11 protein-coding genes are annotated in these 14395 nt (G+C 64.5%); 9 read left to right on the plus strand and 2 right to left on the minus strand.

What is annotated here, in order from left to right:
• Positions 1-53 precede the first annotated feature (53 nt).
• From YUA_RS0109475 to YUA_RS0109490, 4 genes are all read left to right on the plus strand, one after another.
• Entirely contained in the window at positions 54-2348 is a 2295-nt protein-coding gene (locus YUA_RS0109475; RefSeq protein ID WP_027530467.1) for an exopolysaccharide transport family protein, read from the plus strand.
• Positions 2341-3147 carry a WecB/TagA/CpsF family glycosyltransferase gene (locus tag YUA_RS0109480; protein WP_027530468.1) on the plus strand — a complete coding sequence of 269 codons (807 nt, stop codon included), beginning with the start codon at positions 2341-2343 and terminating at the stop codon, positions 3145-3147. Before YUA_RS0109475 ends, YUA_RS0109480 begins: the two co-directional genes overlap by 8 nt.
• 15 nt (positions 3148-3162) lie before the next feature.
• Positions 3163-4155 (plus strand): UDP-glucose 4-epimerase GalE, encoded by a 993-nt coding sequence (galE, locus tag YUA_RS0109485; RefSeq protein ID WP_027530469.1) that lies wholly within the window; start codon positions 3163-3165, stop codon positions 4153-4155.
• Between the two features lie 224 nt (positions 4156-4379).
• Positions 4380-4721: a hypothetical protein gene (locus tag YUA_RS0109490; protein WP_027530470.1), complete on the plus strand. Its 342-nt coding sequence runs from the start codon at positions 4380-4382 to the stop codon at positions 4719-4721.
• On the opposite strand, the gene YUA_RS0109495 is transcribed toward YUA_RS0109490, so the two are convergent.
• A complete protein-coding gene (locus YUA_RS0109495; RefSeq protein WP_027530471.1) occupies positions 4695-8810 on the minus strand; it encodes a GAF domain-containing protein in 4116 nt (1371 codons plus the stop codon). The genes YUA_RS0109490 and YUA_RS0109495 overlap by 27 nt on opposite strands.
• A 296-nt stretch (positions 8811-9106) precedes the next feature.
• On the opposite strand from YUA_RS0109495, the gene YUA_RS0109500 reads away from it, so the two are divergent.
• The 3 genes from YUA_RS0109500 to YUA_RS0109510 are packed head-to-tail and all read left to right on the plus strand — an operon-like array spanning position 9107 to position 12349.
• Positions 9107-10159, plus strand: coding sequence for an Ldh family oxidoreductase (locus YUA_RS0109500; protein ID WP_027530472.1), 1053 nt, complete (start codon positions 9107-9109; stop codon positions 10157-10159).
• Positions 10160-10180: 21 nt separating this feature from the next.
• The gene (locus tag YUA_RS0109505) at positions 10181-11548 is read left to right on the plus strand and encodes an LLM class flavin-dependent oxidoreductase (RefSeq protein ID WP_027530473.1); all 1368 of its coding nucleotides are present in this window, start codon (positions 10181-10183) and stop codon (positions 11546-11548) included.
• A gap of 15 nt (positions 11549-11563) precedes the next feature.
• Positions 11564-12349, plus strand: a complete 786-nt coding sequence (locus YUA_RS0109510; RefSeq protein WP_027530474.1) for a fumarylacetoacetate hydrolase family protein — start codon at positions 11564-11566, stop codon at positions 12347-12349.
• Between the two features lie 64 nt (positions 12350-12413).
• Here the strand turns inward: YUA_RS0109510 and YUA_RS0109515 are convergent, their stop codons facing one another.
• Positions 12414-13334: a LysR family transcriptional regulator gene (locus YUA_RS0109515; protein ID WP_027530475.1), complete on the minus strand. Its 921-nt coding sequence runs from the start codon at positions 13332-13334 to the stop codon at positions 12414-12416.
• Positions 13335-13395: 61 nt separating this feature from the next.
• Between YUA_RS0109515 and YUA_RS0109520 the strand changes: the two genes are divergently transcribed.
• Complete coding sequence (locus YUA_RS0109520; RefSeq protein WP_084292322.1) at positions 13396-13821, plus strand: hypothetical protein; 426 nt, start codon at positions 13396-13398, stop codon at positions 13819-13821.
• Between the two features lie 114 nt (positions 13822-13935).
• Positions 13936-14391 carry a hypothetical protein gene (locus YUA_RS0109525; RefSeq protein ID WP_245285129.1) on the plus strand — a complete coding sequence of 152 codons (456 nt, stop codon included), beginning with the start codon at positions 13936-13938 and terminating at the stop codon, positions 14389-14391.
• Positions 14392-14395: the final 4 nt, after the last annotated feature.

Consider the following 14395-nt stretch of genomic DNA (forward strand, 5'->3'; position numbering starts at 1 on the left):
CAAGCGAAGAGTAGCCCCTCAGCCCGCGGCCGTTGGAATGAAAGCTGGGGATTATGCTCGACTATAACCAGCCGATCGACCGGGCCAGACATCCGACGATGTCGGAGGCCCCGCAGCGGACGTCCGAGGCCAGCTTCAACGTGCTGGAGCTCGTCAGCCTGCTATGGCGGCGCAAGATTGCGATCGCCTCCGCGGCGCTGATCGGCGCCTGCCTCGCGGTCACCGTCGGCAAGAGCCTGACACCCCGCTACACCGCGACCGCCCAGCTTTATGTCGACCCGCGCGAGCTTCAGCTCGTCGATCGCGAGCTCACACCGCGCGCGCAGGACGTCTCCGGCATGTCCATGGTGGTGGAGAGCCAGGCGCGCCTGATCACGTCCAACAGCGTGCTGCTGCAGGTGATCCAGCAGGCCAATCTCGACAAGGATCCCGAATTCGGCGGCGGCGGCGATACCAAGACCTTGATGAATTCGCTGCCGGGCCTGATCGGCCTTCAGCAGCGCGCGCCGTCCGCGGCTGACGTCAAGGACGTGCAGCTTGCGGCACTCGACGCGCTGAACAAGCACATCACGATTCGAAAGGGCGACAAGAGCTTCATCGTCGACATCGAGGTCTGGTCGACCGACCCCGCGAAGGCGGCGATGCTCGCCAATACGCTGACCAACACCTACCTCACGGACTCCCGCAATTCGCAGGCGCTGGCGGCGCGGCGCGCCACCAGTGAATTGTCCGGCCGGCTGAAGGAGCTGCGCGAGCGGTTGCGCAACGCCGAGACCGCGCTTGCGACCTACAAGGCACAGAACAATTTCGTCGGCACCCAGGACTCGCTGATCAGCGATCAGCAACTCTCCAATAGCAACCAGCGGCTGTCCGCGGCCCGCGCGGCGACGATGGACGCGCAGGCGCGGCTGGACCAGATCGACGCGAACAAGCGGACCGCTGCGGATGCAGGCGCCATTCCCGAAGCCCTGCAGTCGCCGACGATCGCGAACCTCCGCGCGCAATATGCCGACGCCCGCAAGAAATATGCGGAGCAGACCGCCGAGCTCGGCCCGCGGCACCCGGCGCTGCGGCAGACCGAAAAGCAGGTCGAGGATCTCAAGCGCACCATCAGCGAGGAGATCGAGCGCTTTGCGCTGTCGGCCAAGAACGACCTGACCCGTGCCCGCGACTACGAGGCATCGCTCAACCGGGCGCTGGAAGTCCAGAAGCGGCAGAGCGTGCAGCTCAGCCAGGCCGCCGTGCGCCTGCGCGAGCTCGAGCGCGAGGCCGACGCCAGCCGCGACGTCTATCAATCCTTCCTCAAGCGCTCGCGCGAGACCGAGGAGCAGGAAACCCTGAACACATCGGCTGCCCGCGTCATCGGCGAGGCCACGATACCGCAGCGTCGTTCGTTCCCGCCGGCGATGAGCCTGTTCGCCATGATCGGCTTCATCTTCGGTGGACTTGCCGCCGCCTGCTGGTTCGTCGCGGCCGAGCATCTGTTCAACGGCGCGACCGCCCCCGAACCGAGCCGCCGCGAGCGCACGCCGTCGCCGGATCTTACGAGACCTCAGCCGGAACCCGCGGCGCCTTCACCTGCGCTCGCGCTGGTCGAGAAGCCGCTGATCGCCCGCCTTCAGGAGGCCGACGTCATCCGCACGCTCGGCGCCATTCTCGCCACCGGCAGCGGCGTCGATCTGACCCGCGTCGGCTGGCCGACGCTGCGCCCCGGATTTCCGCTGACGACGCTGCTCAACGCCTTGCGCGACATGCGGGCGGCGATGGCTCGTCGTGCCGGCGGCAAGACCATGCCGGTGATGGCGCTGGTCGGCGCCGGCGATACCACCGGGCGCAGCGTGACCGCGCTGAATTTCGCGCTCGCAGCGGCGCGCGACGGCAGCCGTGTGCTGATGATCGACGCCGACCATCAGGCGCATACGCTCTCGAACAGGATCAATCGTCCCGGCAAGAGCGAGCCGGCCAAGCTTGGCTGGCTCTCGATCGGCAGCAAGGCCGCGCGCGAGATCAAGACCGCCAACGGCATCTCGGTGCTGCCGGCGACCGAGAGCGATGCCGGCAAAGCCGCTGACGCCATCCGCAGGGCAATCGCACAGGCGCGCTCGGCCGGCGGCTATGACCTCGTCATTCTCGACGGCCCCGCGATGCCGCTCACGGCTGCCGGCCGCAAGCTGCTCGACAGCGCCGACGCGCTGGTGGCAGTGCTGCCGACCAGCCTCGACATCAACGATAGCATGGAAGAGATCCTGTCCGCGCTCGGCGGCACCGAGCGCAAACTCGTCGGCGTCGTGCTCGACGAGCTCACGCCAGCAACGCAACCGCGCCAGCGAGGCAGACAATATGCTTGAGCGCCGCGTCAATCTTCAAGGTCGGGCCGCAACCGCCGAGGTGCCACGGATCACCGTCGGCGGCCTTCGCATGGCCGCACTCGACCTGGAAGCGACCGCCGATTTCATGATCGAGGCAACCGATCCGCGTCACCGCATCGGCCGGCCGCTGTACCTGACCTCGGCCAACGGCGAAGTGCTGGCGCGCTGCTCGACAGAGCCGCAGACCGAACGCCTGTTCCGCGCCGCCGATCTGATCAATGCCGACGGCCAGCCGCTGGTGGCGGCATCCAGGCTGCAGTCCTGGTTTCCGCTGCCGGAGCGCGTTGCCACGACAGACCTGTTCCATGTTGTCGCGCGCAAGGCTGAAGTTGCCGGCCGCACTTTCTACATGCTCGGCGCCAGCGAGGAAGAGAACGATGCAGCGGTGAAGAAAGTCCAAAACCTGTATCCGAAGCTCAAGATCGTCGGATACAGCCATGGCTATCTCCGCGGCGACGCGCTGCGTGCCAAGGTCGAGGAGATCAACGCTCTTGCGCCGGATTGCCTGTGGGTCGCGCTCGGCGTGCCTTCCGAGCAGGCTTTCGTCGAGGAATACACGCCGCTGCTGACCAATGTCGGGGTCATCAAGACCTCGGGCGGCCTGTTCAACTTCCTGTCGGGCAGCCGCTCGCGCGCGCCGCAATGGATGCAGCGGATCGGACTCGAATGGGCCTGGCGAAGCTGGCTCGAGCCGCGCCGCCTGTTGTGGCGCTATTTGACCACCAACCCCCGCGCGATCTATCTTCTCTTCAGCCGCAACCGGCCCTTCAATCGCTGAAGAGAGTAGAACGACATGAATGACCGGCCGATTGTTCTCGTCACGGGAGGCGCGGGCTATATTGGCTCGCATGCCTGCCGCGCCCTTTCCGCTGCCGGCTATCGGCCCGTCGTGTATGACAATCTCACAACAGGTCATCGCAGCTTCGTGGCCGGAGAGCTGGTGGCGGGCGATCTGCTCGATGGCGCGACGCTGGCGCGTGCCTTTGCCGACCACAAGGTGACGGCGGTGATGCATTTCGCGGCGGCGAGCCTCGTTGGCGAGTCCATGACCGACCCTCAAAAGTATTACATCAACAACGTCCAGGGCACGCTGTCGCTACTGCAGGCGATGCGGAACGCCGGCTGCCACCGCATCGTGTTCTCCTCGACCGGTGCGGTCTATGGCAACGCCGATTCCAAGGCGCTTCCGGAGGACTTTCCCTGCGCGCCGATCAATCCTTACGGCGCTTCGAAATGGATGATCGAGCGCATGCTCGCCGACTACCGCGCGGCCTACGGCTTCGGTGCGTTCTGCCTGCGCTATTTCAATGCCAGCGGCGCCGATCCGGCCGGCGGCATCGGCGAATTGCGTGACAACGAGACCCATCTCATCCCGCGCGCCATGATGGCGTTGCAGGGCCATGTCGAGTTCGCCGTGTTCGGCGACGATTACGACACGCCCGACGGCACTGCGATCCGCGACTACATCCATGTCACCGACCTCGCGGCGGCGCATGTCGCGGCTCTGAAGCTGCTGGAAACGGAACATGCCGGCGGCAGCTTCAATCTCGGCACCGGCGCAGGCTTCTCGGTGCGCGAGATCCTCACCGCCATCAAGCAGGAGACTGGGCGCGAGGTGCCGCACACCGTCAAGCCGCGCCGTGCCGGCGATCCGACCTATCTCGTGGCAGACCCCTCTGCCGCGCGAAAGGCGCTGAACTTCGTGCCGCGCCATTCCGACCTGCCGACCGTGATCCGCACCGCCTGGGCCTGGCACCAGAAGGCGCATCCGCTCAAGGTCCGTTAAACAACCGTATTACGACTTGCTGGTTAGGCCCCTGAGCGGCTAAAGAGGTTGTTGCAGCCGGCGTCGGCGAATGTCCCGACAGCCGCATGTTGCGTGTATGGCCGCCCATGGAAGCTGCACGCGTAGCTCAGCCAATAGTGCGAGCCGATTCTTCACAGCGAAAGGCCACGATCGAGTCTGCGCATCGGCCTGCTTTCAGGCGCGGCCCAAGGAGCACGGAGCGAATGCATCAGGCCGCAAGGCTGCAATTCGAGCGCGTGATGGACGAGCTCGTTCTCTGGCACGCAGTGCCCGAGGGCGAACGCTCGCCGGCACCGGCGTGGTGGTGGGGTCCGGCGATGGCGATGTGCGACACGCACGAGCCGATGCGACACAAATGGTGTTGTGAGCTTGGCCTGGGCGACGGCTCAAGCTTTGCCGAAGGTGCGAATGCCCTTTTCACGCTGTTCGCTGAGCAGACCTCGCTAACGTGGCCGAATGATTTTCCGCGCAAGGCGGAGATCAAGGAAGACGACATCCGCGAACTGCACCCGCTGCCGTCAGACGACAGCGCGTTTCAGCCCTAGCGCCGCGGCTTCGTCCGCGGCCGGGTCCGTCTCCGGCTGGAGTGGCGGCGCGACGGGCAACTCCATGGGCCGCAGCAACTCGGCCATCTGCTTCGCCGGCAGCGGCTTCGCGATGAGGAAGCCCTGCATCTCGTCACAGCCATGGGTGCGCAGGAATGCCTCCTGCTCGGCGTTCTCGACGCCCTCGGCGACCACGGTCATGCCGAGCGCCTTGCCCATGCTGATGATCGCCTGCGCGATCGCCTGATCCTCCGAATCCTGCGGCAGATCGCGCACGAAGGAGCGGTCGATCTTGATGGTGTCGATCGGGAAGTGCTTCATCAGCGACATCGACGAATAGCCGGTGCCGAAATCGTCGATGGCAAGCCGGATACCTCGGCTCTGAATGGCGTCGAGCACCTTCAGCGCGCGTCCGACATTGCGCATCATCATGCTCTCGGTGACCTCGATCTGGAGCAGTACCGGCGACATGCCAGAGGCCGCCAAGGCCTCGTCAACGTCCTGCAACAGATGCTCGTCGGCAAATTGTCGCGGCGACAGGTTGACCGCCATCGACACCGGCAACAGGCCGCGGCGCTGCCAGGCCATCGCCTGCGCGCAGGCTTCCTTCACCACCCAACGGCCGATCGGCACGATCAGGCCGGTCTCTTCGGCAAGCGGAATGAACTGCGCCGGCGAGATATTGCCGAGATCGGGATGGCTCCAGCGCAACAGCGCTTCCACGCCGGTGATCTGGCCGGTCTCCATGTCGACCTTGGGCTGGTAGTTCAACGAGAACTGCTCACGCTCCAGCGCCCGGCGCAGCGCGCTTTCGAGCGACAGCCGCTCGATCGACTGCGTCTTCACTTCCTTGGAGAAGAACCGATAGCCGTTCTTGCCGTCTTCCTTGGCGAGATACATCGCCATGTCGGCGTTCTTGGTCAGCGTCTGCGCGTCGGCGCCGTTGGCCGGATACATCGCGATGCCGATCGAGGCCGTGGTGTGGCACTCATGGCCGGCGAGCTCCATGGGCTCGGCGAGCGCCGTCAGCAGCCCGGTGGCGATGCGCTGGACGTCGTCGATCTCGCCGCATTGGTCGAGGATCAGCACGAACTCGTCGCCGCCAAGGCGCGCCACGACGTCGCTTGCCCGCAGCGCGCCGCGCAAACGGTTCGCCACCTCGAGCAAGAGCAAATCGCCGGCCTCATGGCCCAGCGAATCGTTGATGACCTTGAAGCGGTCGAGGTCGATGAACAACACCGCGAAACGGTGATCATGGCGTTGCGCCGCGTCGATTGCCTCGCGCAGCAGCCCGTTGAAAGTCTCGCGGTTCGGCAGGTCGGTCAGGCTGTCATGCGACGCGAGATATTCGATACGCTCGTCCGCCTCATTCTTCTCGTCGGCACGATCGAAATTCTCCATCGCGAAAGCGACGTTGTCGGCCAGGCGCTGCAACAGTTCGACGAACTCGGTGGTAAAAGTCTCCTGCTCGATCGACATGTAGATCATGACGCCGACCGGCTTGTCGTGCGTGATCAGCGGGAACGCCGCGCCGGAGCGCGCGCCGTCGCTCTGCACGACGGCATGGAAGGCGCTTACACGGTTGTCGTTGACATAGTCGTTGCTGACACAGGGCCGCCGGGTGCGGAACGCCGTGCCGCTCATGCCGCGGCCTTCGGGCCGGTCGGCGTCGATGGAGAGACGAACGTTTCTCGTGGTCTCGGCTGACGGCCCCGCGGCCGCGACGATCTCGAGCTGGTCGGTGTCGGCGCTAGCCAGCGCAATGGTCGTCGAGGTGAACTTGCCGCCAGTGGACGCAGCCTGACACACCAGCTCGAACAGCTCGCCGCGCGACTTGGCGCGGACGATTGCCTCATTGGTAGCGCTCAGCGCCGCGAACATGCGGGTCAGGCGCTCCTTCTGCGCCTCGGTCCGAGACCGCTCCTCGGCCCGGTCGAAATTGTCCAGTGCAAAGGAGACGTTCTCCGCCAGGCGCCCCAGGAGCTGGATGAGATCGGGCGTGAAGGTGCCTTCATCCGGCGAAAGGAACAGCAGGACGCCGATGGCGTCGGTGCCATTCTTCATCAACGGGAAGCAGCCGCCCGACCGGGTGGCCTGATCGCACGCGATTCGGCGCCAATGCGTCGCACGAACGTCGGTGAGCAACTCGTTCGCGACGGAAGGCGCCTTGGTCCGGAACGCGGTGCCGGCGAGGCCCCGTCCTTCCGGCTCGTCGGCGGACGTGGCGAAGCGCCATTTCTCGACGTGATGGCGACACTCGCCCTTGGTGACGACAATGTCGAGATTGCGGCCGCTCGGGTCCACCATTGCAATGGTTGCCGAAGAGAAGGTGCCGCCGAGCACGGCTGCGTCGCAGACCGCTTCGAACAATTCGGCCCGGGTCTTCACCCGCATGATCGCTTCGTTGGTCGCGCTCAGCGCTTCCAGCATGCCGCGCAGGCGATTGCGCTGCATTTCGGCTTTCGCCTTCTCGTCCGCGCGGTCGAAATTCTCGAGGGCGAAGGCGACATTGGCCTGGAGCCGTTGCAGCAGCTCGACGAATTCCGGCGTGAACGTTCCGCGCTCCGGCGAGTTGAAGAGAAATACACCTTCGACACGATCGCCGTTGAACAGCGGCAGCGCCGCGGAGGATCCGATGCCGTTGCGGCGGGCGTTGGCCTGCCAGGGCTTGATCCGGTCGTCGGACAGCACGTCGTTGCTGATGCAAGGCTGGCGCGTGCGGAAGGCCGTTCCCGTCAACCCGCGCCCTTCGGGCACCTGATCGGAGCTGGAGAATTTGAAGTTGCGGACCGTATCCGCGTTCGGCCCGTAGCAGGCGACGACGCGGAGCAGCTTGGCATCGTGATCGATCAGCGCGATGGCGGCCGAGGTGAACTTGGCCCCCTTCGCCGTCGCTTCGCAGACGAGGTCGAACAGCTCGGCCCGCGAGTGCGCGCGCAGGATCGCCTCGTTGGTCGCGCTCAGCGCCGCATACATGCGCGCCAGGCGATCCTCTTCCTCGGCGATCCGCGCCTTCTCGGCCTCACGGTCGAAATTATCAATGGCGAAACAGACGTTCTCGGCGATGCGCAGCATCAGCGCGACGACTCCCTCGTCCCTGGCCCAGGACTGGCTGAGGAAGGACAGGATGACGCCGATGCTTTGGCCATGCCTGGTCAGGGGGGCCGCGATGCAGGCGGCAACGCCTGTGTTGAGATTGGCCTGCTCCCACGGCGTTCCCTTGGTGCGGTGTGCGAGATCGCGTTCGACAAAGGGCTTCTTCGTCCGGAACACCTCGCCGGAAATGCCGCGACCATAGGGATTTTCGGGATCGACGGAGTAGCGAGTCTGGGCGACCATCTCCACGTTTTCACCGGTGCCGGCGACGGGCTTCAGCCAATGGGAGTCCTGCTCCTTCAGCAGGACGAATGTCGCCAGCGACTTGCCGCCGTGCACCGAGGCATCGCACACGAGCTGGAATAACTCATGCTCGGTTTTCGCGCGCAGGATCGCCTCGTTGGTCGCGCTGAGAGCGCCGAACATGCGGTTGAGCCGCCGCGTCGCGCGCTCGCCGGATCGCCGCGCCGTCTCGCGTTCGAAATTCTCCAGTGCATAGGAAATGTTGGACGACATGCGCTCGAACAGCGAGACCATCTGCTCAGTCAACGAGCCGGCCTCGCTGCGGGTCACGAACAGCACACCGACGCTCTTGCCGTTGCACAGAAGCGGCAGCGCAGCGGTCGCACCGATATGCGCCTCGGCCGCACCCTCGCGCCACGCCAGCGAGCGCGGATCGTTCAGATAGTCGTTGCTGATGCAGGGCCTCTGGTTGCGAAACGCCTCGCCGCCGACGCCGGAGCCTTCGGGCGTGCCCGCTTCGGTGGTGATCTCGATCGCGCGCAGGCGCGCGGCGTCGTCGCCGCAGCCGGCAGCAAAGCGCAAGCGCTGGCCACCCGGCTCCACCAGGAACACGGCAACGGCCATGAAGTCCCCGCTCGAAAACCCGGCGTCGCAGACCATCTGGTACAGCTCGTCCGGCGATTTCGCGTAGAGGATCGCTTCATTGATGGCGCTCAACGCCGCAAAGGTGCGCGCGAGTGTCGTCGGCACGATCTCAACTCCCGGGCATTTCTGCCGATTTCTCCCGGGTGCCTTAATGAACGGGGATCGCCTAAGTGGTCGTTATTGCGCGGTGGAAACCGCCGATCAAAGTAAACGAGCTGCGAATAGCGGGCGCGAAACTATCGGGAATACCGCCGCACGGGAGGAATTGACGACCAAAGGCGCGCTCTCTTTACGAATTTGCAGCCCTGTATTGGTTTACGGGAGATTGATATCGCAGCCCCGCTTTGAGACGATGGCACCCAACAAGCAGCCCGTTAAGGGCACAAAGCCGAGGGAACGCCATGCCCATCGTCAAGGCCGACCGCCTCACGCGCGTAGCCGCTGCGCTGCTCCGTGCCGCCGGCGCCTCCGAGGAAGAAGCCGATGCCGTTGCCGTCGGCTGCGTCAACGCCAATCTCGCCGGCCACGACTCCCACGGCATCATCGCGGTCCCGACCTATATCGACCGCATCAAGGCCGGACACATCGTCCCCGGCGCCAAATGGACCATCGTCCAGGAATCGCCGACCACGACCGTGATCGACGGCCATTGGGGTTTTGGTTTCCACGTCAACGCCAAGGCGATGGCGCTGACGATCGACAAGGCGAAGACGGCGAATGTCGCCGCCTGCACCGTGTTCCGGCAGAGCCATGTCGGCCGCCTCGCCGCCTATCCGCTGATGGCGATGCGCGCAGGCATGATCGGCATTGCGACGGCGGACTCGGGCCGTTCGCCGAAACATGTGGCGCCATTCGACGGCAAGGAGGCGCGGCTCGGCACCAACCCGATCTCGATCGCCGTGCCGTCCGATCTCGATGCGCCGTTCTATCTGGACATGGCGACATCGGCAGTCGCGGCCGGCAAGATCCAGCTCGCGGTCGCCCGCGGCGAGGAGATTCCGACCGGTTGGATCATCGATACCGAAGGACGGCACACCACTGATCCCACGCAATATCGCAAGGGCGGCGCACTGCTGCCGCTTGGCGGCACCGAGGGCTACAAGGGCAGCGGGCTTGCCGCCATGGTCGAGGTGCTGTGCGGCCTGCTCACCGGTCTTGGTTTCGGCGTCGAGCCGACGGGACGGCACAATGACGGATGTTTCATGGCGGTGTTCAACGTCGCCGCATTCCGCCCGCTGAAGGAGTTCAAGCGCGAGGTCGCGGAGTTCGCGCAATATCTGAAATCGACGCCTCCGTCCGAGGGCAGCAAGGGAGTCTATTATCCCGGCGAGATCGAGGGCGTGCGCGAGCAGCAGCGCCTGCGCGACGGCATCGAAATCGAGGATACGACCTGGGAGAAGCTGCGCGCGCTGGCGCGCGAATACAGGCTCGACACAGTCCTCGACCTGGCCTGAGGCAATTCGGAGAACAGCAGCATGAATCGGCAGATGGTCCTGGTTGGCTTCCTTCAGGCGCAGAACTGCACGAACTTGCCGAGCTCGTGGCGGCATCCGGACTCGCGCGCCGATTCGATGTCGGCGGATTATTACCAGGAGATTGCGCGCATTCTCGAGGCCGGCAAATTCCACATGGCCTTCTTCGACGATCGCCTCGCGATGCCGGACCGTTACGGCAACGACCACGCCCACACCGTCGAATACGGCATCCGCTGCGTGAAGATGGACCCGTTGATCGTGCTGACCACGATGGGCATGGTCACCGACAAGCTCGGACTGGGAGCGACCTGCTCGACGACTTACTACGAGCCGTTCGATGTCGCCCGCCGCTTTGCCACGCTCGATCTGATGTCGGGCGGCCGCGCGGGCTGGAACGTCGTGACCTCGCTCAATGACGGCGAGGCGCTCAATATGGGGCGGGACTCCCATCCCGAACATGATTCCCGCTACGACAAGGCCGACGAGTTCATGGAGGTGGTGCTCGGTCATTGGGACACATGGGAAGATGGCGCGCTCATCATGGACAAGACGAGCGGCCGCTTTGCCGATCCGACCAAGGTGAAGCGGCTCGACCACAAGGGCGCGGCCTTCAAATCGCGCGGCCCGTTCACCGTGCCGCGCTCGGACCAGGGCCACCCTGTTATCATCCAGGCCGGCGCATCCGGCCGCGGCCAGCGCTTTGCCGGCCGATGGGGCGAGGTCATCTTCACCGCCGCGCGCAATCTCGCCGGCGCCAAGGAAGGCTATGCGTCCGTGCACAACGAGGCGGCCGGGGCCGGCCGCGATCCGGAGCAGATGTTCCTCTGCAATCTGACGACGCCGGTCTGCGCCGCGACCAAGGCTGAAGCCGAGGACAAGATGGCGCTGATCAACAAGCTCCCGCTGGAGATCGACGCGCTGTCGCTGCTCGCCGAAGCGCTCAATTACGACTTCGCGTCCAAGGACCTCGACGCGCCGCTCACGACAGACGAGCTCAAGAGCATGCAGGGCATTCTGGGCATCCGCGACGGCGTGCTGAAGAATTCCGGCAAGAGCAATCCGAGCGCGCGCGACTTCGTCACCTTCTCCGGCCGCGGCCAGGTGCATGACGCCATGGTCGGCGGCCCCAAGGAGATCGCGGACAAACTGGAAGAGATGTTCGTCGAGCGCGGCTGCGACGGCTTTGTCATCGCCGCCACCTACGTGCCCGGCTCCTATGCCGATTTCGTCCAGCACGTCGTGCCGGAATTGCAGCGGCGCGGGCTGTTCCAGAAGGACTATCGCGGCAAGACGTTGCGGGAAAATCTCGGGCTGAAGCGGCCGGCTGCGGGTGCCTGGAAAGTCCAGCCGCGCGACGCCGCGGAATAATAACGAGGACAGACCATGCGCTGGCTGAAATTCACCGCCTCCGGCAAAACCACCTGGGGCCTGGTCGAAGGCGACCAGGTCATCGCGGTCGACGGCGATCCCTTCAGTGAATGGCAGCGCACGTCGCGCACGCATCCGCTGACGCAGGTCAAGATCGAGCTGCCGTTGATTCCGCGCACCTTCTATTGCGTCGGCCTGAACTACCTAAAACATCTGAAGGAAGCCGCCGACAAGCGCGGCGAAGTGCCTGCCGTCCCTGAACGGCCCGAGATCGGCTATCGCGCGCAGAACGCGCTGATCGCGCATGACGCGGATGTCGTGATCCCGTCCTTCGCGACGGAGAAGATCCACTACGAGGGCGAGCTCGCCGTCGTCATCGGCAAGAAGGTGAAGCATCTGGCCGCAGAGAACGCGATGGATTGCGTGTTCGGCTACACCATCGGCAACGATGTCAGCGAACGCTCTTGGCAGAAGGCCGACCGCAGCCTGTGGCGCTCGAAGAACGCCGACTCGTTCAAGCCGATGGGGCCGTGGATCGAGACCGAGGCCGATCTCGCGACGATGGAAACCATCGTCCGGGTCAATGGTAAGGAGACCAACCGCTTCCACACCAACGACATGATCTTTGGCGTGGTGCCGTTCCTGGTCGAGCTGACGAAGTATTTTACGCTGTGGCCGGGTGATGTGATCTGGATGGGCACGGACGGGGCCTCGCCCGATATCAAGCACGGCGATGTCGTGGAGATCGACATCACCGGCATCGGCACGCTGCGGAACCGGTTCGTGCGCGAGCAGCGGTAGACGCATTGCGCGATGCCGCAGGATCTCCTATCGCGCAGTCAGGGAGCAGAAGTCCGTACTCAGATCAGCTCGTGGCGCCCGAGCGACCCTTTACATGGTCGATGAAGGCCCGCAACTTCGGCATGATTTGCCGATGGCCGGGATAATAGAGAAACACACCCGGGGTCATCGGCACGAATTGCTCCAGCACGGGGACGAGTTTTCCGGTCTTCACGGCGTCTGTGGCCAGCGGCCCGGGCGCCTGCGCAAGGCCCACGCCTTCGACGGCGGCTCCGAGCATCGTGGGAAAGTCGTTGGCGATGAAAGGTCCCGAAACGGCAATCTCGATCGAACGACCGTTGTCATTGAGCGACCACGCGGCGAGCGCACCGTTCGATCGTCGCAATCTCAAGCACGCGTGCTCGCGCAAATCGTCCGGGCGCTTGGGCCGGCCGCAACGGGCGAGGTAAGTCGGGCTGGCGACGATGACGAGAGGTAATGGCTTCGTCAGGCGCACCGCGACCATGTCAGGGGCTATGAACTGGCCCATCCTGATGCCAGCGTCAAAACCTCCGGTTGCGAGATCGACCAGTTCTTCGCTTGCCGCAAGCTCCACCTCGATCTCGGGAAATTCCCGGCAGAACGACGCGATGAGCGGCTCTAGCAGGATCGGTACGACCGAACGCGGCACGGTGAGACGCAGCAGCCCGGCCGGCCGCTGGCCGAGATCACGCGCAGCACCGCTTGCCGCGATGAGCTCCTCGAAAGCAGGCCTTGCGCGTGCAAAAAATTTTTCGCCGGCTTCGGTGAGACCGACGCTGCGGGTCGTGCGGAGGAAGAGCACGGCACCAACGCGCGCCTCGAGCGCTCGTATGGCCTGACTGATCGCCGACGGCGTGACCCCGAGTTCAGCCGCGGCCCGGCGGAAACTGCGGTGCTGGGCGACACTCAGAAACGCCTCCACGCCGTCCAGCGCTCCGTGCCTGACTGTGAAGTTCTGCTTCATGGCCCATCAACATTATCGCGAATAGTCGCTCGCGGAAAGTGGCCTTACATCCGAATTGCAAATGAACCGCACCGGAGAGACGAGAGCGATGAAGGCAATCCGCAACGTCATCCTGGCACTCACCCTCACACTAACAGGTGTTACCTCCATGGCCGATCCATCCCTTGCCCAAACACAAGCCACATCACCAACTACCGGCGTCATGGTCATTCTGACCGCCAAGGCGGGCGTCACACGCGAACAGATCATGGCGGTCATGCCCGATGAAATCAGGCAGACGGTCCAGCTCTATCTCAACGGAACGGTTCGTGAATGGTATTCGCGGTCCGACGGGCGCGGAGCCGTCTTCCTGCTCGACGCCAAGGATGTCGCCGAAGGACACGCGATCATGGATGCCCTGCCGCTCGCCAGGCAGGATCTCATTGACCACGAGTACATCGCAGTCGGTCCGCTGATGCCGCTCCGCCTGCTCATGACCAAACCCTGAGCGCCCCCGACGTCGAACCGAATCGACAGGCTTCGACCGGGCGAACCATTACAAGGACATCCGAACGTGCCACCGGGCTTCAACATTCCATTCGTCCTCAGTGTCGCAGGCGCCTTGCTGGCAAGCGCGGTGGTGGCCTCCGTCTATGTTTGGCCCCTTGTCCGTGCGATGCCGCGTTATGACGCCCTGAGACTTCTCGCAGCCTTCCATGCGTTCCGCTTCCTGGGGATGAACTTCATGGTCGCTGGGTTCGTCTCCCCGGAGTTGAGCCCGGATTTCGCCAGCGAAGTCGGATGGGGAGATCTCATCGCCGCCACTCTCGCACTCATCTCAATGGCGGCGCTCTCCTGGCGATGGTCGATCGCCATTCCGATGGTCTGGATCTTCAACGTCTGGGGTACGCTCGATCTCCTGAATGCATATTACGTGGGCGCGACGAAGATCCAGAACCCCGGCCTGTTCGGCGCCGGCATTTATATCCCGGCCCTTTACGTGCCCTTGCTGCTGGTCGGCCGCGTTCTCGTCTTCATGCTTCTGCTGAAGCCTGGGTTGGAAGCAAAGAGATCGTGATGCG

It is taken from the genome of Bradyrhizobium sp. WSM3983, assembly GCF_000473045.1.
Taxonomy (GTDB): domain Bacteria; phylum Pseudomonadota; class Alphaproteobacteria; order Rhizobiales; family Xanthobacteraceae; genus Bradyrhizobium.